Consider the following 22,569-nt stretch of genomic DNA (forward strand, 5'->3'; position numbering starts at 1 on the left):
GGGCCTCAGGCCGGGCTGAGGCGCAGGATCCGCCCGCGCGCCTCATCCGTCAGCACCAGCAGCGCGCCATCGGCGGCCACCACCACCTGGCGCATGCGGATGCGGCGGTCGAAGAGCAGGCGTTCCTCCGCCACCACCCGGTCGCCCTCCGTCTCCAGCCGCACCAGGCCGGGCGGGTTCAGCGCCGCGACGAAGAGGCTGCGGGACCAGCCGGGGAAGGCGCCGCCGGTGTAGAAGCCGATGCCCGACGGGCTGACCGAGGGCGTCCAGAAATGCAGCGGCGCCTCGATCCCCTCGGCGGTCTTCTGGCCGGTGCCGATCGGGCTGCCATTGTAGTCCACGCCATGGCTGACGACGGGCCAGCCATAGTTGAGACCGGGGCGAACGATGTTGATCTCATCCCCGCCGCGGGCGCCGAATTCCGCCTGCCACAGCCCGCCGGTCCAGGGGTTGAAGGCCAGGCCCTGCGGGTTGCGGTGGCCGTAGGAGAAGATCTCCGGGCGGGCGTCGCCGCGGCCTGCGAAGGGGTTGCCGGCCGCGGCGCGGCCATCCCGTTCCAGCCGCAGGATCTTGCCCGCCAGATCGTCCAGCCGCTGGGACCGCATCTTGTCGTTCTGCCGGTCCCCGGTGGAGAGGTAGAGCCGCCCATCGGGGCCGAAGGCGATGCGGCTGCCATAGTGGTTGCGGCCGCTCGGCTGGGCGGGGGTGGCATCCAGGACCGGCGTGACCGCTTCCAGCGCGGTCGCATCCGCCGACAGCCGCGCGCGGGTCAGCCGCGTCAGCGCGCCGCCCTGCACCAGCATGGCGTGGGAGAGGTAGAGTTCCCGCGTCCGGGCGAAATCGGGGGCGAGCGCCACGTCCAGCATCCCGCCCTGGGCGCGGGCCTCCACCTCCGGCACGCCGGAAAGCGGGTTGGAGAGCTGGCCGGACGGCGTCACCACGCGCAGGCGGCCCGGCCGCTCCGTCACCAGCAGCCGGCCATCGGGCAGCAGGCTAGCGCCCCAGGGATGTTCCAGCCCGGTGGCGAGGGTGGTCAGCCGGAAGGCGGCGCGGTCCGACCGCACGGCATCGCCGGATTGGGCGAGGGCCGGCAGCGGCAGCAGCGAGGTGGCGAGGAGGGTGCGGCGATGGATCATCGCCCGCATGTAGTCAGGCGCGGGGCGCCGGGAAGCGCCCCGCGGCCGGAATCGGATCAGCCGGGCTTGCCGGGATGCCTCATCCCAGCTTGCTGGCGACCCATTCCTTCATGGCGCCGCGCGGCAGGGCGCCCACCTTGGTGTCCACCGGCTTGCCGTCCTTGAACAGGATCATGGTCGGGATGCCGCGCACCGCGTAGTCGTTCGGCGTCATCGGGTTGTCGTCGATGTTGACCTTCGCGATGGTCAGCTTGCCTTCGTATTCCTTGGCGATCTCGTCGAGGATGGGCGCGACCATGCGGCAGGGGCCGCACCACTCGGCCCAGAAATCCACCAGCACGGGGCCGGGGGCCTCCAGCACGTCCTGCCGGAAGCTGTCGTCGGTCACGGCCTTGGTGAGTTCACTCATGGGGGGTCGTCTCCAGCGCCGGGCGGGGGCCCGGCTGTTATGTGGCAAGATCGTGGCGGGCCCGGCCCGGGTCAAGCAAGCGCCGCGTGAGGGCGGCGCGGGCCGTCATGCGCCCGGCGCATGCCGATCCAGCAACTCGCCCGGAAGCGGCATGAGCCGCGCGCCATAGGTCCAGACCAGCACGCAGTCCACGGCGCGGCCCGGAAAGGCGCGGGACAGCACGGCGCGGTAGGCCGCCATCTGGCGCAGGTAGAGGCGGGGCACGCCCTCCACCGTGGCCGGCGGCGGGCGGTTGGTCTTGTAGTCCAGCACCAGCACGCGGCCGGGCGTGACCAGCAGCCGGTCCACCTGGCCGCTGACCAGCAGCTCGCCCACCTGGCCCGCGATCGGCGCCTCCGCCAGGCTGCCCGGGCCGAAGGCGGGGCCGATGCCCGGCGCGTCGAGCAGCGCCAGCACCTCCGCCAGCGTCTCCGCCTGCTCGGCGGGATCGAGCCCATGGCCGGGGCGCGCGAGGAAGGCGCGCCCGGCCTCGGCGCGCCGGCCGGCGGGCTGGTCGGGCAGGTGCTGCAGCAGGGCGTGGACGATGCGGCCGCGGCGGAAGCGCTGTCCTGTCGGGTCCGCGGCGCCATGCGGGGCGGCGGCGGGGCCACCCTCATTCTCCCCGGGCACGGCGGAGGGGGCGAGGGCGTCCACGACGCCTTCCGGCGGCGCCGGGCTTCGCGCCCAGGCCGGCAGGTCCGCCGCCGCGGGGGGCGGGGCATCCCGCCCATCCGGCACGGGCGCGGCTTCCTGCGGCGTGGAGAGCACCAGGGCCTCCCCGCTCGCGAAGCGGCATTCGGCGGGGGCGCCAAACTGTTCGGGGTCAAACGCCTCCGCGACCGCCGTGTCCATCCGGGAAAAACCGCGGGCGACCAGGTCGTACCAGGTGCCTTCCTTCCAGGGCGCGTCCTTGGGGCGCTTCTTCTGCCAGCCGCAGACCAGCAACCGGTCCTCCGCCCGCGTCAGCGCGACATAGAGCAGCCGGTGCTCCTCCTCCGCCCGCGCCTTCTTCTCCGCGGCCAGCAGGGCGGTATAGGCGGGGGCGTGGTGGTCCTTGTTGGGGGCCCAGAGCGGCAGGGGCACGCCCTCCTCCGGCGCATGCCAGCGGACATCGGCATTGTCCCGCCCGCCGCCCATCGTGTCCGGCAGGATGACCACGGGCGCCTGCAGCCCCTTGGCGCCATGCACCGTCATGATGCGGACGGCATCGCCCGCGCCTTCCTGTTCCCGCTTCACCTCCGCGCCGCCGCGCCGCAGCCAGCCCACGAAATGCTGCAGGCTGGGCGGGTGGCGGCTGCCATGGTCCAGCGCGGCGTTGAGGAACTCATCGATGGGGTCGGCGGCATCGGGGCCGAGCCGCTCCAGCAGCCTCTCCCGCCCCCGATGCTCCCCCAGCACTTCGGCGAGGAGGGCGTGGGGCGTGACCAGGTCGGCCCGCGCCATCAGCCCGGCGATCCAGTCGGCCGCCCTGCCCTCCGGCGTCTCCGCCCCGCGCGCCTTCTGCAGCACGGCCCAGAGGCTGGTGGTGCGGCCATGGGCGAGGGCGAAGAGCTGGTCCTCATCGAGGCCGATGAGCGGCGACTTCAGCAGGGCGGCGAGCTGGAGGTCGTCATCCGGCAGCAGCAGGACATCGGCCAGGGCCAGCAGGTCCTGCACCGCGATCTGCTCGACCAGGCGGATGCGGTCGGCGCCGCCCACCGGCACGCCGCGTTCCTTCAGCGCGCGCACCAGGCGCGGCAGCAGCCCGCCGGATCGCTTGCGCAGCAGCACCAGGATGTCACCCGCGCGGATCGGCCGGCCCCGGCTTTCGAGCGGGGTGCGGGACCTGATCCACTGCGCGATGCGCGCCGCGATCGCCTCCGCCAGCAGCGCATCGGCGCCGGTCGTGGCGGCAGGGGTTTCAGGCACCTCCCAGGGCGGCGGCGGCTCCGTCGGCGCGGCTTCCAGCATGGGCCACAGCTCGACCCGCCCGGCATGGCCGGCGCGGTCGGGGCGGTGCAGCAGCTCCTCGCCGGGGTTCACCACGCCGTCGCGCGCCTCGCCCTCCGCGAAGACGGCATCGACCAGGGCCAGCACCGGCGCGGTGGAGCGGAAGGAAACCTTGAGCTGCACGTCGCGCAGCGCATCGCCCAGCGCCGCGATGCGCCGGCCGAAATGCCCCTTCCAGCGGGAGAAGCCGGCGGCATCCGCGCCCTGGAAGCCGTAGATGGACTGCTTGATGTCGCCTACCGCGAAGATGGTACGGGGCGTGGGCGGCTCATCACGGCGGGATTCGCGCCCGGCGCCGGCGAAGAATTCCTCCGTCAGCGCGGCGGCGATGCCCCATTGCGCGGGGTTGCTGTCCTGCGCCTCGTCCAGCAGGACGTGGTCGAGCCCGCCATCCAGCTTGAACAGCACCCAGGCGCTGCCGGGGTCCTGCAGCACGCGCTGGGCGGAGAGGATCAGGTCGTCATAATCCATCAGCCCGCGCGCCTGCTTGCGGGCGGCATAGCCGGCAAGGACGGGCGCGCCGAGCGCCAGCAGCGCGCGGGTCGCGGCCAGCAGGCGGCAGGCGCGGCGGCTGCCCTCCAGCGCCGCGATCCGCTCGGCCTCCCGCGCCAGCACGGCGGCGCATTCGCCCTGGCGGGGGCCGACCTGCTTCGTCGCCATGGATTTCCGGGGCGTGCCTTCCTTGGTCAGGAAGATCTCCGCCCATTCCCCCCAGCGCGCGGTGCGATGGGCCGGGTGCAGTTCCAGCCAGGTGAGGATGCGGAGCCCCCGCGCCTGGTCGTTCTCGTTCCGGCTGGCCTGGAGGAGGCGCGCGGCCATCACCGCGTCGCGGTCCACCTGCTCCGCGGCGGTCGCGATCAGCGTCGCCTCATGCGCGCCATCGGGCAGGCCGAGATGGCCGGCGATGGCGGCGCAGAGCCCCTCCAGCGACCCGGTGCCGCGCAGCGCGGCCGAGAGGCGTTCGCGGTCCCCATCGAGGGCCTGCACGAGGCGGGCGAAGGCATCGGGGGGCACCAGGCTGGCCAGGGCCTCCAGCGCCTCCCGCGGCGTCATCGGCCCGGCGAGCACGGCCTCCCGCGCCTCGGCCAGCAGGGTGCGGGCATCGGCATCCTCGACGACGCCGAACTGGGGGGCGAGGCCGGCTTCCAGCGGGAAGGCGCGCAGCAGGGACTGGCAGAAGGCGTGGATGGTGCTGATGCGCATGCCGCCCGGCAGTTCCAGCACGCGGCAGAACAGGGCGCGGGCGGTGTCGAGGTCATCGCGCGTCGGCGCGCGGCCGAGCAGGCGCGCCAGCCGGTCCGCCAGGCGCGATTCGGGATCGACCGCCCAGCGGCCGAGTTCGCGGGCGAGACGCGTCGCCATCTCCGCCGCCGCGGCCTTGGTGAAGGTCAGGCAGAGGATGCTGGCCGGCCGCGTGCCCGGCGCCAGCAGCAGCCGCAGCACGCGGTCCGTCAGCACCTTGGTCTTGCCGGAACCCGCGGAGGCGCCGACCCAGGCGGAGGAGAGTGGGTCGGAGGCCCGGCCCTGCTCGAATTCGGCTTCCTGGCGGGGGGTGAGGGGAAGGTTCATTCCTCCCCCTCCGCATCCGCCCATTCCGCGACGCGAGAGAGGTGGTCGTAGTCATCCCCCTTGGCGCTGCGTGCCGGATGCGGCCGCGCGGTGAAGGGGGCGTCGCCGAGCAGGAAGCGATCGACCAGCAGGCCGAGGCGGTCCAGCGCATCCTCGGCGGCGCTCTCCACCTCCTCCGGCTCGGTGATCATCGCCTTCACCTCGCCCGCCGTCTCCCCGCCCGAGAGCTTCCAGTAGGTCAGCGCCCGCACCGGGCTGTCCGGCACGCCCTGGATGGCGCCGCGCCAGGCCATGGCGGCTTCCAGCGGCAATTGGGGGGCGGTGCCGTCCACCAGGTCCTCGGTGCTGGGCAGGGTGCCGGTCTTGTAGTCCAGCACCGCCAGCGTGCCGTCGCCGAGCTGGTCGATGCGGTCGGCACGGGCCTTCAGCGTGACCTTGCCGCGGGGGCGCGGCAGGTCGAGCCGCCCGTCGCGCTCCACCCAGCTCTGCCGGATATGGCCGTCGCGGCGCATCTCCCGCTCCAGCTCGATCACGAAGGCGCCGATGCGCAACAGGCGTGGCCGCCAGAAGGCGGCGAGCGCGGGGCGCGGGCCCTGTTCGGCCAGCGCCTGCTCCGCCGCCTCCGCCCAGATCGCGCGGGCGGCGTCGTCCCCCGGCCAGCCGGCGCGGGCGGTGGAGACATCCCGCACGAAGCGGGCCAGCGCGGCATGGACGATGATGCCGTAGTCCAGCGCGCCGACATCCGCATCCAGCGGATCGAGTTTCCTCAAATCCAGCACGCGGCGGGCGTAGAAGGCGTAGGGGTCGGCCAGCAGGGTCGCGACCTCCGTCACGCTGATCTCGCGCGGCCGTTGCGCGGCGGGGGGGCAGGGCGAGGGGCGGCGCAGCGGCGTGACCGCCGCCGGCTGGTCCAGCGCCGCGGCCAGGCGGGCGGCTTGGCTCCGCGGCAATTCCAGCCCCTGGCCGGAGAGGAAGGTTTCCAGCCGCGTGATCCAGCGTGCGGGCACCGTCGGCGCACCGCCGCGGCGTGCCGCCCGCGAGAGCACGGCGTCCGGCGCCGCGCAGGCGAACAGGAAAAAATCCATGCAGACGCGGCCGATGCGGGCCTCGGGCTCGGGCAGGCCGAACTGGGTGCGCATGGGGCGGCTCATCCAGGGGCCGGGATCGGTCGCCAGCGGCCAGACCGTCTCGTCCAGCGCGCCCAGCACCACGCGGTCGAAGGCCAGCAGCCGCGCCTCCAGCAGGCCGAGGATTTCCACCCGTGGATGCGCCCCCGCATCGCGCCCCGCCTGGGCGCGGACGGATCGCGCGGCGATGCCCTCGATCGCCGCGTCGAACAAGGCGGGCCAGGCGCCGGGGTCGAGCGGCGGGAGCATCGCCATGGCCGGCGCCAGGTCAGCGAGGTGGGAGGCCAGCACCTCCCCCTCCTCCGCCGCATAGAGCCGCAGCCCGCCCGGTGCCTCCGGGGTGGTGGCCAGCGCCTCCGCCGCCGCCAGATGCGCGGCCAGCAGGTCCGCGGGCGGGCGCGGCGTGCCGTGCAGGGACGCGAAGTCACCCAGCGCGGCTTCCAGCGCGGCGTGCAGCGCGACCAGCCGGGGCTTGGACGCGCCCTCCGGCAGCGCCGCGATGGCCGCGCGCAGCCCGGCCAGGCCGCCCTGCGGCCGCGGCCCGCGCAGCACGCGGCGTTCCAGCAGCCGCACCGCATCCAGGAAATCCGCCCGCGCCATGCCCGCCGCCGCGATCGGGTGCTTCAGCAGCGCCAGGAGGGGCACCGGCGCCAAATCCTCCGCCACCGCGCGGGCCAGCATCCGAAGAAAGGCGCCGGTCGGCGTCTGGCCCAGCGGCTCGCCGGCGCTGTCATCGGCGATGATGCCGTGGCGGATCAGCTCCGCCGAGACGCGGCGCGCCAGGTCGCGGTCCGGCGTGACGAGGGCGGCGCGGGCGCCGGGCTTCTCCAGGGCTTCGCGCAGCAGCAGCGCGATGGCGGCGGCTTCCGTCTGGGCATCGGGGGCGGCCAGCACCTGCAGCCCCGTGAGGCCCGGCGCCCAGGCATCGGCGGCGGGAACGGTCCAGGGGGCCATGCCCTCCGGCGGCCGCAGCGCCATCTCCAGCAGGGCGGGGCGGGCTTCCGGCACGGCGCGGGGCTGGTGCAGCCCGCAGCCGGGCCAGCGCTTCACCTGCCGGGCTTCCGCGCCCATCGCCGCCAGCAGCCTTGCCTGGCTGCAGAAGGGGTGGGTGGGCGCCTGCGACACCGCGTCCCACACCTGGCCGAGCGCGGCGCGGTCCAGCCCATGCAGCACCACGGCGCCGCGCGGCAGGGCGGCGACCACCTTCAGCAGTTCCACCGCCGCCGGGATGGTGCCGCCGACACCGATGCCGGCCGCGATGATCGGCGCATCCGGCGGGGCCTCGCGCCAGGCCTCCGCCTGGGCGCGCAGGGCGAGGACGCGGCGCAGCCCGATATCCAGCAGCTCCCGCTCCTCCAGCCACCCCGCCCAGGCGGTGGCGACGCCGCGCAGGAAGGTGGTGGTGATCTGCCAATGGGTCGCCTGCTCCCCGGGCACGAGCGCTTCGAGCCGCGCGAGCCAGGCCTCCGCATAGGCCAGCGGGTTGCCCTGGCGGAGCAGGTCCGGGTCCTTCTCCTCCAGCGCCACCTCGTCGAAGAGCCGCGCCATCTCGGCGGCCAGGCCCCAGGCCTGTTCAGGGGTGGCGGGGCCGCCATGGCGGGGGGGCAGGCGCATCACCATGCCGGTCAGCACCGCCTGGCGCGTCAGGGGCGCCACGGCCGGGGGCAGGTCCAGCAGCGCGGGCAGCGCCAACTCGTCGGCATCCTCGGTCGAGAGCCCCGCCAGGGCCCGCATGCGCGGCAGCAGCAGCGCCCGGCCCTCCGCCGCCGCCAGGAAGGCATCGCGCAGCCCGCGGGCGGAACGGCGCGTCGGCAGCAGGATGGTGGCGCGGGCCAGGGCTTCCGGCGGCGCCTCCTTCAGCTTCAGCGCCTCCAGCACCCCCGCGGCCAGGCAGTCCAGGAAGGGCAGCTCGGCGGGGATGTCGTAGAGGTGCATCAGAACAAGGCGGTCAGCATCCCGGCGCGCAGCATCGTCTCCGCCCGCTGCAGGTCGCGCGGCGTGGAGAGGTGGAACCAGGCGCCGTCATGCACCAGGCCGAACATCCGCCCTTCCTCGATCGCGCGGTCGAACAGGAGGTTGAGCGAGAAGGGGCCGGGCGGCGCATCGCGGAACAGCTCGGGGGAGAGGATCTGCACGCCGGCGAAGAGGTAGGGGGAGATCTCCCGCTCCTTCGGCCGGCGCACGCGGCCGAGGGGGTCCAGCAGGAAGTCGCCGCGCCCGACCTCCCCATCCACCTGCGACGTCCGCACCAGCAGCAGCAGCGCGTCCATCTGGTCCGGGTCGAAGGCGGCGGCCAGGCGGTCCAGCGCCGGCGTCGGGCCATCCAGCCAGAAGGCATCGCCATTGATGACGGCGAAGGGGCCGTCGCCCAGATGCGGCAGCGCGTTGGTGATGCCGCCGCCGGTCTCCAGCAGCACCTCCTCCCGCAGCACCGTCCGGTCCGGCGCGTCATGCGCGGCGACGGCCTCCGCCACCTGGTCGGCGAAGTAGTGGGCGTTCACCACGTGATGCGCGACGCCCGCGGCGGCCAGGCGATCCAGCGCATGGTGCAGCAGGCTGCGGCCTTCGAGCGGCAGCAGCGGCTTCGGCCGGTCATCCGTCAGCGGCCGCATGCGGGTGCCGAGGCCGGCGGCGAGCACCATGGCGTGGGAAAGGGTGATCATGCCGTGGCGTCCTGAAGAACGGGGGGATTCTGTCGCATGGAAGGCGGCACATGCGCATCCAGGAAGTCGCGCAGCGGTGTCGTGGCGGGGTGTTCCAGCGCGCGGCCCAGCTGCGCCCAGCAGCGCGGCCCGTGCACGAGGTAATGCGGCTTGCCGTCCCGCCGCGCCAGCCGCACCCAGAGCGCGGCCACGCGCAGATGCCGCTGCGCCGCGCAGGCGGCCATGGCGGCGCGGAAATCACCGGCATCGAGGTCCGGCCGCAGCGCCAGGTAGCGCGCGATGCATTCCTCCCGCAGGGCCGGGTCCACATCCCGCCGCGCATCCTCGGTGAGGGAGACGAGGTCATAGGCGGGATGGCCGATGGCGGCGTCCTGGAAATCCAGGATGCCGACATCGCGCGGCGCTTCGCGATCCGGCAGGGGCATGAGGTTGGCCGGGAAGTAGTCGCGATGGACGAAGCCGGTTCCCTGGAACGGCGCGAGCATGGCGCGCATCGCCGCTTCGAAGGCCGCGGTCACCGCGGCCGAGGGCGCCGCACCGAAAGCCGCCGGCCACCACCACTGGAGAAAGGTGGCGCCCGCGGTTTCCGTCATGCGGTCCACGCCCCAGGCGGGCAGGCCTTCGGGCGGCGGCACCGCGTGCAGCCGGGCCAGCGCGGCGGTGGCGGCCAGGTAGTGGGCCGCGGGGTCGTCGCCCGCATCCAGCAGCTGCGCCACGGTGGAGGCGCCGAAATCCTCGACCAGGCAGAAACCCCGGGAAACGTCGGCCGCGATGACCTCCGGCGCCGACAGCCCAGCAGCGCGCAGATGCGCCGCGATGGCGAGGAAGGGGCGCAGATCCTCCTGCGGCGGCGGCGCATCCATCAGCAGCACGGGACGCGGCCCACCCCGCAGCCGGGCATAGCTGCGGAAGGAGGCATCGGCCGGCAGCGGCGCGTAATCCGCCGCGCCATAGCCATGCTCCGCCAGGAAGGAAGCCGCCTCCGCCGCGCGCATCATGCCGCCAGTTCCTTCAGCCGCGCGCCCCAGCCCGAGAGCGTCGCCACGCGCTGCTCCTCCGTCTCGCCCGGCGCCAGCGCGATGACCAGGGCATCGGCGGGCTGCCAATCGCCCAGCCGGTCCGGCCATTCGACCAGCACGATTCCCTCCCGCGCCTCCTCCCACCCCAGCTCCCGCAGCCCGTCCGGCCCATCCAGCCGCCAGAGGTCGAAGTGGAAGGCGGGACCAGCGGGCAGGTCATAGGCCTGCACCAGCGTGAAGGTCGGCGATGGTACCTCCAGCGCCGGATCGCCGCTGGCGGCGCGCAGGAAGGCGCGGGCGAAGGCGGATTTGCCGGCGCCGAGCGGGCCTTCCAGCAGCACCGCATCCCCCGCCCGCGCATGCCGCGCGACACGCGCCGCCAGCGCGGCGGTGGCGGCTTCATCGGGGAGGAGCAGCGTGAGCGACATGAGGGCCCAATCTGCCCTTCCCCACCCCCCTGGCACAAGCGCACCCGTTCCCAATTTGATCCCGCAGGCTTGATCGGCCCCGGCGCTTCCGCCAAGGGGTGGCGCGACGATCGGCGTGGGGACAAGGCGTATGACCGCAGTGGTCGAGACGGATGTGGCGATCATCGGCGCGGGCCCCGTGGGGCTCTTCGCGGTGTTCGAATGCGGGATGCTGCGGATGAAGACCGTGGTGATCGACGCGCTGGAAGCGATCGGCGGACAATGCGCCGCACTCTACCCGGAAAAGCCGATCTTCGACATCCCCGCCCATCCCGAGATCGCGGGCGCGGACCTCATCGCCTCCCTCCACAAGCAATGCGCGCCCTTCAATCCCCTGCTGATGCTGGGCCGCCGCGTCGATGCGCTGCGGCAGGAAGGGGATGGCTTCGTCCTCGCCACCAGCACCGGCGACACCATCCGCTGCAAGGCCGTGGTGGTCGCCGCCGGCGCCGGCGCCTTCGGCCCGAACCGCCCGCCGCTCGATCGCCTGGCGGAATTCGAGGCCTCGGGCGGCGTGCGCTACATGGTCAGCCGCCGCGAAGACTTCCGCGGCAAGCAGGTGGTGATCGCGGGCGGCGGCGACAGCGCGGTGGACTGGGCGCTCAGCCTCAAGCAGATCGCCGCCAAGGTCACGGTGGTGCACCGCCGCGACAAGTTCCGCTGCGCCCCCGAAAGCGCCGCGCAACTGAAGCAGGCCGCCGAACGCGGCGAGATCGAACTCGCCATCCCCTACCAGCTGCACGGCCTCGACGGCACGAACGGTCAACTCACCGGCGTCTCGCTCGCGACCCTCAAGGGGGAGGTGAAGACCGTGCCGGCGGACCACCTGCTGGCCTTCTTCGGCCTGTCCATGGAACTCGGCCCGATCGCGGACTGGGGGCTCGGCCTGGAACGCAGCCACATCGCCGTCACCCCCGCGACCTGCGAAACCACCATCCCCGGCATCCACGCCATCGGCGACATCGCCACCTACCCGGGCAAGCTGAAACTGATCCTGCAAGGCTTCTCCGAAGCCGCCATGGCCGCCCACGCCATCCACCCCCGCATCTTCCCCGGCGAAGCGCTGCACTTCGAGTACAGCACCAGCAAAGGCGTGCCCGTGGCGGGGTGAGGGGCGCGCGGGTGGCCGCGCAGGGGGACGCTGTCCCCCTGCACCCCCTGCCAGGGTCCAGCGGGACCCTGGACCGCGAGGTTATTGGTCGATGGAGGGAGGGGCGCCGCGCGACCGCCTGTCCGGAGCGCGCGCCGTGCCCCTCCCTCCATCGACCAATCTCATGGGTTCAAAGGGCCGCCGGGCCCTTTGCATGGGGGGTACGGGGGGAACGGCGTTCCCCCCGGGCCATCACGCCGCGACCTTCCTCGCCGCGCGCACGGCCTCGGCCAGGCTGCTGACCTGGGCCAGCACTTTCGTCACGGTGTCGGGCGTGGCGCGGCCTTCGGCGTCGAGGCTCGCGGCCAGCGTGTCCACGAGCGCGGTGCCGACCACGGCGCCGTCCGCGGCCTTGGCGGCTTCCGCGGCCTGGGCCGGGCTGCGGATGCCGAAGCCGATGGCGACGGGCAGGTCCGTGTGGCGCTTGAGCTTGGCGATGGTCGGCGCCATGGAGGCGTAGTCGGCGCTGCGCGTGCCGGTGATGCCGGTGATCGCGACGTAGTAGATGAAGCCCGTGGTGGCGGCGAGCACGCGGGGCAGCCGCGCCTCGTCGGTGGTGGGCGCGATCAGGCGGATCAGGTCGAGGCCGTTCGCGGTGGCGTGCGGCTCCACCTCATCCGCTTCCTCCGGCGGCACGTCGACGATGATGAGGCCGTCGGCGCCGGCGGTGGCGGCGTCAGCGCAGAACTTCTCCACGCCGTAGGTGAGGATCGGGTTGTAGTAGCCCATCAGCACCACGGGGGTGGTGTCGTCCAGCTTGCGCAGGCCGCGCACCAGGTCGAGCACGCCGGCGGCGGTGGCGCCGGCCTTCAGCGCGCGCTGCCCAGCCTTCTGGATGGAGGGGCCATCCGCCATGGGGTCGGTGAAGGGCACGCCGACCTCGATGATGTCGGCGCCGGCTTCGGGCAGGCCGTGCAGGATGGCGCGATACGTCTCCCGGTCCGGATCGAAGGCCTGGAGGTAGGTGACGAGGGCGCCGCGACCTTCCTGGCGGAGCGCGGCGAATTTGGCGGCGATGCGGCTCATCTCAGATGTTCTCGCCCAGGTGCTTCGCGACGGTGAAGATGTCCTTGTCCCCGCGGCCGCAGAGATTCATCAGGATGATGCTCTCCGCCGGCATGGTCGGCGCGGCCTTGATGACGTGGGCCAGGGCGTGGGCGGGCTCCAGCGCCGGGATGATGCCTTCCTGGCGGGAGCAGAGCTGGAAGGCGGCCAGCGCCTCCTCATCCGTGGCGCCGACATATTGCACGCGGCCGATCTCGTGCAGCCAGGAATGTTCGGGGCCGACGCCGGGATAGTCCAGGCCGGCGGAGATGCTGTGCGCTTCCGTGATCTGGCCGTCGCCATCCTGCAGCAGGTAGGTGCGGTTGCCATGCAGCACGCCAGGCCGGCCGCGGGACAGCGCCGCGGCGTGTTCATGCGTGTCGAGGCCACGGCCCGCGGCCTCCACGCCGACCATCGCGACATCCTTGTCGTCGAGGAAGGGGAAGAACAGGCCCATGGCGTTGGAGCCACCGCCGACGGCGGCGACCAGCACATCCGGCAGGCGGCCTTCCGCTTCCAGCATCTGGGCGCGGGCTTCGGTGCCGATCACGGACTGGAAGTCGCGCACCATGGCGGGATAGGGGTGCGGGCCGGCGACGGTGCCGATGCAGTAGTAGGTGTCGTGCACATTCGCGACCCAGTCGCGAAGGCCTTCGTTCATCGCATCCTTCAGCGTCGCGGCGCCGGAGGTGACGGGCACGACCTCCGCCCCCAGCAGCTTCATGCGGAAGACGTTGGGCTGCTGACGCTCCACATCGGTGGCGCCCATATAGACGACGCAGGGCAGGTCCATCAGCGCGCAGGCGGTGGCGGTGGCGACGCCGTGCTGGCCCGCGCCGGTTTCCGCGATGATGCGCGTCTTGCCCATCTTCTTGGCCAGCAGGATCTGGCCGAGCACGGCGTTGATCTTGTGCGCGCCGGTGTGGTTCAGCTCATCCCGCTTGAAATAGACCTTGGCGCCCTTGCCGGGTTCGGCGGTCTTGCGGAGATGGGTGGTCAGCCGTTCCGCGTACCACAGCGGGCTCGGGCGGCCGACATAGTGGGTCAGCAGCCGGCGCCATTCCGCCTGGAAGGCCGCGTCCTTCTTGGAGGCCTCGTAGGCGGCCTCGACCTCGAGGATCAGGGGCATCAGGGTCTCGGCGACGAAACGGCCGCCGAAATCGCCGAAGCGGCCGCGGGCGTCGGGGCCCTGGCGGAGGGAGTTCGGAAGGGGCTTGTTCACGGGGCAATATTCCTGGGCGTTCCGCGGTGTTTAGCGCAGGGGCGCGGGCGGGTCACGGGCAGGTGGGATGCAAGACAGATCGCGCCAGACATAGGCGATCTCGGAAACGGCGATCCGGCCGTGATAGCCGGTCTGGCTGACGCCCGGCACGGCGCCCGTCGCGGCGTAGAAGGCGCGGGCCGGGTGGTTGGCGTCGAGCACCCAGGCCGCGGCATCGGCCAGGCCCTCGGCACGCAGGCGTGCCGCCCCCGCGGCCAGCAGGGCCCCGCCGAGGCCCCTTCGTTGCGCGCGCCGCAGCAGGTAGAGGCCCGAGACTTCACCCCCCGTGCCCAGCGCCGCGTCCCGCGCCCGGCAGACGCTGATGAAGCCGAGGATGGCGCCGGCCTCCTCCGCCACGAAGGTGCCACCCTCCAGCAGCGGTTCCGCCAGGTTGCGCGCCCAGGCGGCGCGGCGGCGGGCGGGGTCCGTCATCTCCTCGAACAGGGCCGGCGGCACCAGGCCTGGATAGGTCTCGACCCAGGCCGCCGCATGCATCTCCCCGATCGCGGGGGCGTCGGCGCGGGTCGCGGGGCGGATCACGCCGCCCGGGCGGCGGCGATGAAGGCCGCGATGCGGGCGGGGTCCTTCACGCCGCGGGAGGCCTCGACACCGGAGGAGACATCGACGCCGGGCGCGCCGGCAACGCGGATGGCCTCCGCCACATTGCCGGGCGTCAGGCCACCCGCCAGCAACCAGGGGCGCGGGATGGCGCGGCCGGCGGTCAGCGTCCAGTCGAAGGGCGCGGCATTGCCGCCGGGCAGCGGCGCGCCGGGGGGCGCCTTGGCGTCCAGCAGGAAGCGATCGACATGCGGCGCATAGGCGGCCAGCCCGTCGAGATCGGCCGCGGAGGCGATGCCGAGCGCCTTCATCACCGGCCGCCCGAAGCGGGCGCGCACCGCGGCGCAGCGATCGGGCGTCTCCTCCCCATGCAGTTGCAGGACATCCAGCGGCACGGCGGCCAGCGTCTCCGCCAGCTGGTCGTCCGTTGCGTCCACGAACAGCCCGACACGCTGCGGGCCACCCGCGAGGGTGGCGGACAGCGCCGCCGCCCGCGCGGGCGTCACCGCCCGGGGCGAGGGCGGGAAGAAGACAAAGCCGAGAAAATCCGCGCCCGCGGCGGCCTGCATGGCGGCGGCATCGTTGATGCCGCAGATCTTCACCAGCATGGGGTGCCTACCAGCCGAGCGAGGCGGCGATCCGCTCCGCCGCGGCGCCGGGATCCCCTGCCTTGGTGATGGGACGGCCGACCACGACCCAGGTCGCGCCGGCTGCCGCCATCGCCTCCGGCGTCGCGGTGCGGGCCTGGTCGTCGGCGGCGCTGCCGGCGGGGCGGATGCCGGGGACGACGAGGGCAGGCCCCTCCCCCAGCGCGTCGCGCAGGGCGGAGACCTCCCGCGGGGAGCAGACCAGGCCATCCGCGCCGGCGGCGACCGCCAGGCGGCCCAGGCGCAGCACCTGCTGCATGGTGCCGCCCGCGACGCCGATCTCGCTCAGCGTCGCCGCATCGATGCTGGTCAGCACGGTCACGGCCAGGATCTTCGGGCGGGTGGCACCGCCGGCCTTCTCCGCCGCCTCCCGCGCCGCGGCGACCATGGCGGCGCCGCCGGCGGCGTGGATGGTGATCCAGTCGGCGCCAAGAGGCGCGAGGGACCGGATGGCGCCGGCCACCGTGTTCGGGATGTCATGCAGCTTGAGGTCGAGGAAGACGGGGCGATGCGCCGCGATCCGCCGGACCGCGGGCGCCCCCTCCGCCGAGAACAGCTCCAGCCCCACCTTCAGCAGCCCGGCCGAGGGCGCCACGGCCTGCGCCCAGGCCTCCGCCGTCGCCAGGTCCGGCGCATCCAGCGCGACGCAGAGGCCGCAGGGCGCGTTGCGGATCGCGGCGGTCACGGCGCGGGCAGGCGGCCGAGATCGGCGTCCCGCTTCGCCTGCTCCTCCCGCGCCTTGTAGCCGGCCAGCTCGGCCTCCATCAGGCGGGCGGCGTTCTGCAGCTCCCGCGCCCGCCGCCGCGCCGGCAGCGCCGCCGCCCAGGCGATGGAGGCGCCCAGCAGGAAGCCCACCGCCGACAGCAGCAGCACCGCGATGCCGAGCGGCGAGGCCCAGCCGATATCGAAGGGCCAGAGCCGCAGCTCCACCTCCTGCGTGTTCGACAGGGCGAAAAGCGCGATCAGGATCAGCAGGGGCAGGAACAGGACCCAGCGCATGGCCATTCATTCTCCAGGCACGGGGCGTTCCTACGCGTCCCGGGGGCGGACGGGAAGCGCCCCCCGCCGCCGGGCCCTGTCACACGGACATCAGCATGTCCTCGACCCGCCCGGCATCGGCACGGGCGACCGTGAGGCGCAGCTCCAGCCCCTCGATCGCCGTGCAGTGGCGGTCCAGCGGGACGGCGCGGACCAGGTTCTCCAGCGCCAGCTTGGCGGATTCGGCATCCGGGAAGTGGCGGGCCAGCGTCACGGCATCGGCTTCGGGGGCGGCGGCGCTGCCCATCATCGCCGCCGGCGGCACGGCGCGGGCGCCCTGGGTGGCGGTGCCGGCGGGGGCGTCGCTGGCGGGGAAGCTGTCCACCACGCCCTTCTCGATGTTGCGGTCCGGCGTGTTCTCCGGCCGTTCGTTCGGGCTGGTCGGGTTCGGCATGGCGTGGTCCTCCGGGCTCGGGCCGCCGGAGAGGCTTCCCGGCGGCGATGCCTGGGGCGAACGCGGCCGGGGCGCGCGGGGTTGCCGGGGACCGTAACGGCTACAGCCGCGCTTCCCGGTACAGGCCGAGCTTCTGCTGCGCCGCCGCATCCGAATAGCCGAACAGCACCAGGTCACTCTCCGCCGAGAGGGTGACGCTGGACCAGGAGGGGACGACCAGCAGGTCGCGCTCCGCGAGCGCGAAATCCTGTTCCCCGACCCGGGCGCTGCCCTGGCCCTCCACCACCACCAGCACCATCGCGTCGGTGGACCGGCGCGGCCGCGTGGCGAAGCCGGCCGGCAGCAGGCGGACATGGGCGGCGATGGTCGGCATCACCGGCCCGCCATCGGCCGGATTCACGAATTCCAGCGCATGGCCGAGATGCGGGTCCGGGTCGCCGGACCGCGCCATGGCCGCCAGGCTGTCCCGCCATTCGGCATAGGGGTAGTGGAACATCGGCTGGTGCGCCGGGCGCCGGGCCGCGGCCGTCCCCGCGAAGGGCCGGAGGTTGCGGCCGTAGCGCGCCGCCGTATCCCCCGCCGGCGCGGTTTCCGCATGCGCCATGGCGCCATCCGGCAGGCGTTCGGCGAAGCTGGCGGCGAAGTGGCGCACGGTCGGGATATCCAGCCCGTCCAGCCAGATCATCGGCGCGCCGCTGGTATTGCCGTGGTCATGCCACTGCCAGTTCGGCGTCAGCACCAGGTCGAAGGGGCGCATCACCGCCTTCTCCCCATCCAGGGCCGTGAAGGCGCCGTCGCCTTCCATCACGAAGCGGAGCGCGCATTGGGTGTGGCGGTGGCAGGGCGCGACCTCCCCCGGCAGGATCAGCTGCAACCCGGCATAAAGGCTGGTGGTGACGGAGGAGGTCCCCGGCAGGCCCGGATTCTCCAGGATCAGCACCCGGCGTTCCGCCTGCTCGGCGGAGATCAGGTCACCCGCCCGCAGCAGGTGGTCCCGCGCTTCCCCGTAGTGCCAGAGATGCGGCCGGACCGGGGAGGTGGGGGTGGGCGTGACCAGGGCGGACAGCACTTCCCACAGCGGAAACAGGTGCCTGGGCGCCATTTCGGCATAGAGCGCCTGGAGCAGCGCCTTCGGGTCATTCGTGCCGGTGGGCAGCGCGTCTGTCATGGGCCGGGCCCCTCCCCTTCATTGGCGGCAAGGGTAGCCGAGGAGGGGGCTGCGGTGAAATGCCGGTGCGTGACGCTGCCGGGGCTTCCGTCGCGCCCCGGCATTGGCTATGGAGGGGGTGCGGGACCCGTAGCTCAGCTGGATAGAGCGTTGCCCTCCGAAGGCAAAGGTCGTACGTTCGAATCGTATCGGGTCCGCCAATCTTTTCAGAGGCTTGGGGTGATGTCGTCCCCGCCAGGTGGCCGGCCCGGCGGGGTCGGGCCGCCTTCGCCGCGCGGGAAGCACGGCCGGCTGGCCGCGCCCCCTCCCCTCCGCGACGTCAGCAGCCCGGGCGTGGGCGGGACATGCCGCCGAGGAAGCTCCGCAGGTAGCGGCCAAGGGAGGGGCTGAGATAGCCGCCCTCCTGCACCAGCAGCGTGGGGCAGCCCAGCGCCGCGATCCGTGCCGCCGCCGCCGCGAAGCCCGCCTCGGTGATCCGGAAGGTCGCGACGGGATCGTGCTCCGCGGCGTCGAAGCCCAGCGCGATGACGATCGCGCCCGGCGCGAAGCGCCGGATGCGGGCCAGGGCACCATCCAGGGCCGCCAGCCAGGGCCCGTCGCCGGTGCCGCGCGGCAGCGGCTGGTTGTCGTTGCAGCCGCGCGCGGCATCGCCCCCGACCTCATCCGCATGGCCGGCATAGAGCGGCGCGCCGTCATTCGGATCGACATGGATGGAGCAGGTCAGCACATCCGCGCGGTCCCAGAAGATGGCCTGCGTGCCATTGCCGTGATGCACGTCGATGTCGAGGATGCCGATGCGCCCGAACCGCCGGCTGAGAAGCTGCGCGGCGATCGCCGTGTTGTTCAGGTAGCAGCCGCCGCTCATCAGGTCGGGATAGGCGTGGTGCCCGGGCGGCCGGCACATCGCATAGACGGGCGCATCGGCGGCGGCCAGGCGCTCCGCGCCATGGATCGCGACCTGCGCGCTGGCCAGGACCGAGGTCCAGGTATCGGCGGTGATCGGGCAGGTCGTCGAATTGCTGTACCAGCCGAGCTCGCCGACCAGGTCGGTGGGCCTGCGATGCATGCGGTGCGTGGGATGGACGCTCGGCACCGCGATGGGGCCGAATTCCGGCCGCCGCATCCAGCGCGCATGCACCCCCTTCAGGAAATCGACATAGGCGGGATCGTGCACGGCGGTGATCGCCTCCAGCCCCCCGGCCGGCGCCTGTACCACCTGATGCCCCTGGCCCGTCACCGCCTCCAGGAACACCCGGTATCGCTCGGCCCGGTCGAAATGCGGGATGAACTTGCCGGTGCGGAACACGCTTTCCACATCGTGCCTGGCCTGGTCGGGATGGTGAATGACGAGCATCGCGCATGTCCCTGATGACCTCGAGCATCCGGTGATACGCCGCCCCTGCCCGGCTGCCCATCGCGGCGCCCAGACCGATCGCGATCCTCCGCATAAGGCGGCCTTATGAAAGGCGGCGCGGATTGTCTTGGAGCGCCGCGCGCCTTCGGATGAGGATGCGCCCGGGAAGGCGGGACAGCGGCGGCGCGGCCCGGCGGCCTTCCCGGCGATGCGCGAAGGAGCAGGCAATGGCGTTCCGGCTCACATCCCCCCGGCGCCGGCGTGCGGCGGCGGGCATCACCCGCGGCGCCGGCGGCCGCGACACCGGGACGCGATGATGAGGAAGGTCTTCACCGCCAGCCCCCCCGAGGTACCGGCGGGGGAGAGCTACGAACAGGCCTCGCGCGCCGGCGACTTCATCTTCCTCTCCGGCCAGGTCGCGAAGGATGAGAACGGGCGCTGGGTCGGCGGCGATGCCGCCAACCAGGCGCGGCAGATCTGGCGCAACATCGACCGCGTGCTGGCGCATATGGGCGCGACGAAGGACGACATCGCCAAGGTCACGACGATCCTGACCGATGTCGCGGACCGGGAAGCGGTCACGGCCGTGCGCCTCGCCTACCTCGGCGACCATCGCCCGCCGCATACGGGCCTCTACGTGCCGGTGCTCGGCCGGCCGCAGATCACCATGGAGGTCGAGGTGATCGCCTATGCGCCGAAGGCCGGCGCCCCCGCCGCATGATCCCTGTCTATGACCGGCGGAAGCTCTACCTCGACGACAAGGACGCCATCGATGCCGCGGTGGCGCGCGTGCTGGCCAGCGGCCGCTACGATTGGGGCGACGAGGTGCCGGCCTTCGAGGCCGAGCTCGCGGCATGGCTCGGCGCTGGTCATTTCGTCGCCACGGGCTCCGGCACCGCCGCGCTGAAGGCCGCGCTGCGCGCGCTGCGGATCGGGCCAGGCGATGAGGTGATCACCGTCGCCAACACCGACATGGCGAACAGCACCGCGATCCATTCGGTCGGCGCCACGGTGGTGTGGGTGGACATCGATCCGCTGACGCGCTGCATGGACCCCGGCGCCTGCGCTTCCGCCATCACGCCGCGGACCGCCGCCATCCTGCCCGTCGATCTCTACGGCCATCCCTGCGACATCCGCGCCTTGCGCCGGCTGGCGGACCGGCACGGGCTGACGCTGATCGAGGATGCCTGCCTGGCGCTGGGCGCGGAGATCGAGGGCCAGCTCGTCGGCCGCCTGGCCGACATCACCTGCTTCAGCTTCTCCTCCGGCAAGCATCTCGGCGCCATGGGCAATGCCGGCGGCTGCGCGACGGAGGATGCCGGCCTCGCGCAACGGCTCCGGCTGGTCTCGGGCGATGGGCAGGACCGCGCGCGGCATCGCCTGCAGCCCCGCCCGCTCGACCTGCGGCATGAGGAGGAGAGCCACAACGACCGCATGGACGAGATCCAGGCCGCGGTGCTGCGGGCCAGGCTGCCCTCCCTCCACCGCACCCTCGCCCAGCGGCGCGCGCAGGCCGCACGCTATTCGGACGCCCTCGCGGGCCTCGTGCAGATCCCGGCGGAGCAGCCCGGCATGCGCCACGCCTGGCGCAACTACGTCATCGAGACGGAGGACCGGGAAGCGCTGGCGCGGCACCTGGCGGCCCAGGGCATCCAGTGCAACGCGCTCTACAACCCGCCCATGCACCTCCAGCCCGTCTATGCGCGGCTCGGCGTCACGCGCGGCCGGCTGCCGGGGACGGAAGCCTCCGCCGACCGGCTGCTGGGCCTGCCGGTCGGGCCGCATCTGGGGATGGCGGAGATCGAGACGGTGATCGCGGCCATCCGCCAGTGGAACGGGGCGGGCGGAAGAAAGGCATCCGCCTGAAGGCCGCGCTTCCGCCGCGCCGCCCCGGTCACCGCCGCCTCACGGCAGCGGCGTGAACTGCAGCTGGGAGAAGGGCGTCACCCGGTCCGTCCGCACCATGCGGAATTCGGTATCGGGGCCGAGCCACCGGTTCCAGATCGCGGTCAGCTCGCCCTCGTTCTCCATCGCGACCAGCGTCTCGTTCACCCGCGCCAGCAGCGCCGCCTCGTCCCGCTTCATGCCGATGCCGATCGGCTGGAACGCCATCGGTTCCTCGATCATGCGCATCGGGATCCCCGCGGTCTGGGAATCGTTCACCAGCTTCGTGATGGTCATGGTGTTGGCCACGATGCCGAAGGCGCGGTTCTGCTGCACCGCCATGAAGGCGGAACCGGTATCGGCGAAGGTCAGCGGCTCCGACCCGTTCATGCGGATCGCGAGTTCCGAGGTGGAGCCGCGGGTGGAGGCGAGCCGCCGGCCGGCATAATCCGCCCGCGCGCGGCCCGGATCATTGGCGCGGACGGCCAGCATCTCCTTCGCCAGGTAGTAGGGATCGCTGAACTGGATCTGCTCCGCGCGGCTCAGCGTATAGGCGAGGTTCGCGATGGTGAGATCGACGCGGCCCAGCCGCACCTCCGGCACGCGGGCCTCGACCGAGACCGGCGTGATGCGGGCCTGCACGCCCCAGCGCCGTGCGATGGCGCGACAGAGATCGACGTCATGGCCCACCATCTCCCGCGTCCGCGGGTCCGGCGCGGCGAAGGGCGGCACATCCGCGAAGGTCGCGCAGCGCAGCTCCCGGCGCTGCATGATGTCCGCCAGCTGGTCGGCCTGGGCCACGGGCGCCGCCGCAAGGCCCAGGGCCACCAGGCCCAGGGACAGCAGTGATCTCCGCATCGTCATTCTCGATCTCCTCGACCTGTTGCAGTTCTTGTTCACCGCCCGCGCAGCTCCGACAGGAAGCGTTGCGCGCGGGGATGCCGGGCGCGGCCGAAGAAATCCTCCGGCGGCGCGGTCTCGACGATGCGGCCCGCATCCATGAACCAGACGCGGTCCGCCACGTCGCGCGCGAAGCCCATCTCATGGGTCACGCACATCATGGTCATGCCGTCGCGGGCGAGCGCGCGCATCACGCTCAGCACCTCCGCCACCATCTCGGGATCGAGCGCGCTGGTCGGCTCGTCGAACAGCATGGCCGGCGGTTCCATCGCGAGCGCGCGGGCGATCGCCACGCGCTGCTGCTGGCCACCCGAAAGCTGCCCGGGGAAGGCATCGCGCCTGGCGGAAAGGCCCACGCGGTCCAGCAGCGCCAGCGCCTTCTCCCGCGCCTCCGCCCGCGGCGTGCCGTTCACCTTCACGGGCGACAGCATCACGTTCTCCAGCGCGGAGAGGTGGGGGAAGAGGTTGAAGCTCTGGAACACGAAGCCGATGCGGCTGCGCAGCCGGTTGAGCTGCGCGCTGCTCATCGGCGCATGCACGTCCTGGCCATCGAAGGTGATGGAGCCCGACTGGATCTCCTCCAGCCGGTTGGCCGTGCGGATCAGCGTGGATTTGCCGGACCCCGAGGGGCCGCAGACCACCACCACCTCGCCGCGCGCCACCGCCTCGTTGATATCGATCAGCGCCGCGAGGGGCCCGTAGGATTTGTTGACCGCCTTGAAGCCGATCATCGCCGGGCGGGGTTCGCTCATC

At 73.0% G+C, this 22,569-nt stretch carries 21 protein-coding genes and 1 tRNA gene; 4 read left to right on the forward strand and 18 right to left on the reverse strand.

Annotated features, from left to right (window positions below; all coding sequences use genetic code 11):
- Positions 1–5: 5 nt before the first annotated feature.
- From JJI54_RS01855 to tsaE, 7 genes are all read right to left on the reverse strand, one after another.
- The gene (locus JJI54_RS01855) at positions 6–1,136 is read right to left on the reverse strand and encodes a PQQ-dependent sugar dehydrogenase (protein ID WP_203070378.1); all 1,131 of its coding nucleotides are present in this window, start codon (positions 1,134–1,136) and stop codon (positions 6–8) included.
- A gap of 79 nt (positions 1,137–1,215) precedes the next feature.
- Entirely contained in the window at positions 1,216–1,545 is a 330-nt protein-coding gene (trxA, locus tag JJI54_RS01860) for a thioredoxin TrxA (protein ID WP_203070380.1), read from the reverse strand.
- A 105-nt stretch (positions 1,546–1,650) separates the two neighbouring features.
- On the reverse strand, positions 1,651–5,142 hold the full coding sequence (addA, locus tag JJI54_RS01865; protein ID WP_203070382.1) for a double-strand break repair helicase AddA: 3,492 nt from the start codon (positions 5,140–5,142) through the stop codon (positions 1,651–1,653).
- Entirely contained in the window at positions 5,139–8,204 is a 3,066-nt protein-coding gene (gene addB, locus JJI54_RS01870) for a double-strand break repair protein AddB (protein WP_203070384.1), read from the reverse strand. The genes addA and addB overlap by 4 nt, the downstream gene beginning before the upstream one ends.
- On the reverse strand, positions 8,204–8,932 hold the full coding sequence (locus JJI54_RS01875) for a nucleotidyltransferase family protein (protein WP_203070386.1): 729 nt from the start codon (positions 8,930–8,932) through the stop codon (positions 8,204–8,206). Before JJI54_RS01875 ends, addB begins: the two co-directional genes overlap by 1 nt.
- Complete coding sequence (locus JJI54_RS01880) at positions 8,929–9,930, reverse strand: aminoglycoside phosphotransferase family protein (RefSeq protein WP_226381340.1); 1,002 nt, start codon at positions 9,928–9,930, stop codon at positions 8,929–8,931. The genes JJI54_RS01875 and JJI54_RS01880 overlap by 4 nt, the downstream gene beginning before the upstream one ends.
- Positions 9,927–10,379 (reverse strand): tRNA (adenosine(37)-N6)-threonylcarbamoyltransferase complex ATPase subunit type 1 TsaE, encoded by a 453-nt coding sequence (gene tsaE, locus JJI54_RS01885; RefSeq protein ID WP_203070395.1) that lies wholly within the window; start codon positions 10,377–10,379, stop codon positions 9,927–9,929. Before tsaE ends, JJI54_RS01880 begins: the two co-directional genes overlap by 4 nt.
- Before the next feature lie 130 nt (positions 10,380–10,509).
- On the opposite strand from tsaE, the gene JJI54_RS01890 reads away from it, so the two are divergent.
- Positions 10,510–11,529 carry an NAD(P)/FAD-dependent oxidoreductase gene (locus JJI54_RS01890; protein WP_203070397.1) on the forward strand — a complete coding sequence of 340 codons (1,020 nt, stop codon included), beginning with the start codon at positions 10,510–10,512 and terminating at the stop codon, positions 11,527–11,529.
- A gap of 231 nt (positions 11,530–11,760) precedes the next feature.
- Here the strand turns inward: JJI54_RS01890 and trpA are convergent, their stop codons facing one another.
- From trpA to gtdA, 8 genes are all read right to left on the reverse strand, one after another.
- Complete coding sequence (gene trpA, locus JJI54_RS01895; protein ID WP_203070399.1) at positions 11,761–12,594, reverse strand: tryptophan synthase subunit alpha; 834 nt, start codon at positions 12,592–12,594, stop codon at positions 11,761–11,763.
- A gap of 1 nt (position 12,595) precedes the next feature.
- Positions 12,596–13,834 carry a tryptophan synthase subunit beta gene (gene trpB, locus JJI54_RS01900; RefSeq protein WP_203070401.1) on the reverse strand — a complete coding sequence of 413 codons (1,239 nt, stop codon included), beginning with the start codon at positions 13,832–13,834 and terminating at the stop codon, positions 12,596–12,598.
- A gap of 30 nt (positions 13,835–13,864) precedes the next feature.
- A complete protein-coding gene (locus JJI54_RS01905) occupies positions 13,865–14,413 on the reverse strand; it encodes a GNAT family N-acetyltransferase (protein WP_203070403.1) in 549 nt (182 codons plus the stop codon).
- Positions 14,410–15,039: a phosphoribosylanthranilate isomerase gene (locus JJI54_RS01910; RefSeq protein WP_203070405.1), complete on the reverse strand. Its 630-nt coding sequence runs from the start codon at positions 15,037–15,039 to the stop codon at positions 14,410–14,412. The genes JJI54_RS01905 and JJI54_RS01910 overlap by 4 nt, the downstream gene beginning before the upstream one ends.
- Positions 15,040–15,046: 7 nt before the next feature.
- The gene (pyrF, locus tag JJI54_RS01915; protein ID WP_318987429.1) at positions 15,047–15,763 is read right to left on the reverse strand and encodes an orotidine-5'-phosphate decarboxylase; all 717 of its coding nucleotides are present in this window, start codon (positions 15,761–15,763) and stop codon (positions 15,047–15,049) included.
- Positions 15,760–16,077: a lipopolysaccharide assembly protein LapA domain-containing protein gene (locus tag JJI54_RS01920; RefSeq protein ID WP_203070408.1), complete on the reverse strand. Its 318-nt coding sequence runs from the start codon at positions 16,075–16,077 to the stop codon at positions 15,760–15,762. The genes pyrF and JJI54_RS01920 overlap by 4 nt, the downstream gene beginning before the upstream one ends.
- A gap of 79 nt (positions 16,078–16,156) precedes the next feature.
- On the reverse strand, positions 16,157–16,510 hold the full coding sequence (locus JJI54_RS01925) for a hypothetical protein (protein ID WP_203070410.1): 354 nt from the start codon (positions 16,508–16,510) through the stop codon (positions 16,157–16,159).
- A 100-nt stretch (positions 16,511–16,610) separates the two neighbouring features.
- Positions 16,611–17,678 (reverse strand): gentisate 1,2-dioxygenase, encoded by a 1,068-nt coding sequence (gtdA, locus tag JJI54_RS01930; protein WP_203070411.1) that lies wholly within the window; start codon positions 17,676–17,678, stop codon positions 16,611–16,613.
- 123 nt (positions 17,679–17,801) lie between these two features.
- Here gtdA and JJI54_RS01935 point away from each other — a divergent pair.
- Positions 17,802–17,878 (forward strand) — tRNA-Arg (locus JJI54_RS01935).
- Positions 17,879–17,997: 119 nt separating this feature from the next.
- Here the strand turns inward: JJI54_RS01935 and JJI54_RS01940 are convergent.
- Positions 17,998–19,032, reverse strand: coding sequence for a histone deacetylase family protein (locus JJI54_RS01940; RefSeq protein WP_203070413.1), 1,035 nt, complete (start codon positions 19,030–19,032; stop codon positions 17,998–18,000).
- 316 nt (positions 19,033–19,348) lie between these two features.
- On the opposite strand from JJI54_RS01940, the gene JJI54_RS01945 reads away from it, so the two are divergent.
- Both JJI54_RS01945 and JJI54_RS01950 read left to right on the forward strand, forming a co-directional pair.
- Positions 19,349–19,753, forward strand: coding sequence for a RidA family protein (locus JJI54_RS01945; RefSeq protein ID WP_203070415.1), 405 nt, complete (start codon positions 19,349–19,351; stop codon positions 19,751–19,753).
- Positions 19,750–20,898 (forward strand): DegT/DnrJ/EryC1/StrS family aminotransferase, encoded by a 1,149-nt coding sequence (locus JJI54_RS01950; protein ID WP_203070416.1) that lies wholly within the window; start codon positions 19,750–19,752, stop codon positions 20,896–20,898. Before JJI54_RS01945 ends, JJI54_RS01950 begins: the two co-directional genes overlap by 4 nt.
- 39 nt (positions 20,899–20,937) lie before the next feature.
- Here JJI54_RS01950 and JJI54_RS01955 read toward each other — a convergent pair whose 3' ends face one another.
- On the reverse strand, positions 20,938–21,780 hold the full coding sequence (locus JJI54_RS01955; protein ID WP_203070418.1) for an ABC transporter substrate-binding protein: 843 nt from the start codon (positions 21,778–21,780) through the stop codon (positions 20,938–20,940).
- 32 nt (positions 21,781–21,812) lie between these two features.
- The gene (locus JJI54_RS01960) at positions 21,813–22,568 is read right to left on the reverse strand and encodes an amino acid ABC transporter ATP-binding protein (protein WP_318987430.1); all 756 of its coding nucleotides are present in this window, start codon (positions 22,566–22,568) and stop codon (positions 21,813–21,815) included.
- Position 22,569: the final 1 nt, after the last annotated feature.

The sequence above is a fragment of the Falsiroseomonas ponticola genome (genome assembly GCF_016805305.1).
Lineage (GTDB): Bacteria > Pseudomonadota > Alphaproteobacteria > Acetobacterales > Acetobacteraceae > Falsiroseomonas > Falsiroseomonas ponticola.

Coding starts and splice junctions, on each gene's coding strand:
- JJI54_RS01855 (WP_203070378.1), bottom strand. CDS start 1,136: ATGATCCATCGCCGCACCCTCCTCGCCACCTCGCTGCTGCCGCTGCCG.
- trxA (WP_203070380.1), bottom strand. CDS start 1,545: ATGAGTGAACTCACCAAGGCCGTGACCGACGACAGCTTCCGGCAGGAC.
- addA (WP_203070382.1), bottom strand. CDS start 5,142: ATGAACCTTCCCCTCACCCCCCGCCAGGAAGCCGAATTCGAGCAGGGC.
- addB (WP_203070384.1), bottom strand. CDS start 8,204: ATGCACCTCTACGACATCCCCGCCGAGCTGCCCTTCCTGGACTGCCTG.
- JJI54_RS01875 (WP_203070386.1), bottom strand. CDS start 8,932: ATGATCACCCTTTCCCACGCCATGGTGCTCGCCGCCGGCCTCGGCACC.
- JJI54_RS01880 (WP_226381340.1), bottom strand. CDS start 9,930: ATGATGCGCGCGGCGGAGGCGGCTTCCTTCCTGGCGGAGCATGGCTAT.
- tsaE (WP_203070395.1), bottom strand. CDS start 10,379: ATGTCGCTCACGCTGCTCCTCCCCGATGAAGCCGCCACCGCCGCGCTG.
- JJI54_RS01890 (WP_203070397.1), top strand. CDS start 10,510: ATGACCGCAGTGGTCGAGACGGATGTGGCGATCATCGGCGCGGGCCCC.
- trpA (WP_203070399.1), bottom strand. CDS start 12,594: ATGAGCCGCATCGCCGCCAAATTCGCCGCGCTCCGCCAGGAAGGTCGC.
- JJI54_RS01910 (WP_203070405.1), bottom strand. CDS start 15,039: ATGCTGGTGAAGATCTGCGGCATCAACGATGCCGCCGCCATGCAGGCC.
- JJI54_RS01920 (WP_203070408.1), bottom strand. CDS start 16,077: ATGCGCTGGGTCCTGTTCCTGCCCCTGCTGATCCTGATCGCGCTTTTC.
- JJI54_RS01925 (WP_203070410.1), bottom strand. CDS start 16,510: ATGCCGAACCCGACCAGCCCGAACGAACGGCCGGAGAACACGCCGGAC.
- gtdA (WP_203070411.1), bottom strand. CDS start 17,678: ATGACAGACGCGCTGCCCACCGGCACGAATGACCCGAAGGCGCTGCTC.
- JJI54_RS01940 (WP_203070413.1), bottom strand. CDS start 19,032: ATGCTCGTCATTCACCATCCCGACCAGGCCAGGCACGATGTGGAAAGC.
- JJI54_RS01945 (WP_203070415.1), top strand. CDS start 19,349: ATGAGGAAGGTCTTCACCGCCAGCCCCCCCGAGGTACCGGCGGGGGAG.
- JJI54_RS01950 (WP_203070416.1), top strand. CDS start 19,750: ATGATCCCTGTCTATGACCGGCGGAAGCTCTACCTCGACGACAAGGAC.
- JJI54_RS01955 (WP_203070418.1), bottom strand. CDS start 21,780: ATGACGATGCGGAGATCACTGCTGTCCCTGGGCCTGGTGGCCCTGGGC.
- JJI54_RS01960 (WP_318987430.1), bottom strand. CDS start 22,568: ATGAGCGAACCCCGCCCGGCGATGATCGGCTTCAAGGCGGTCAACAAA.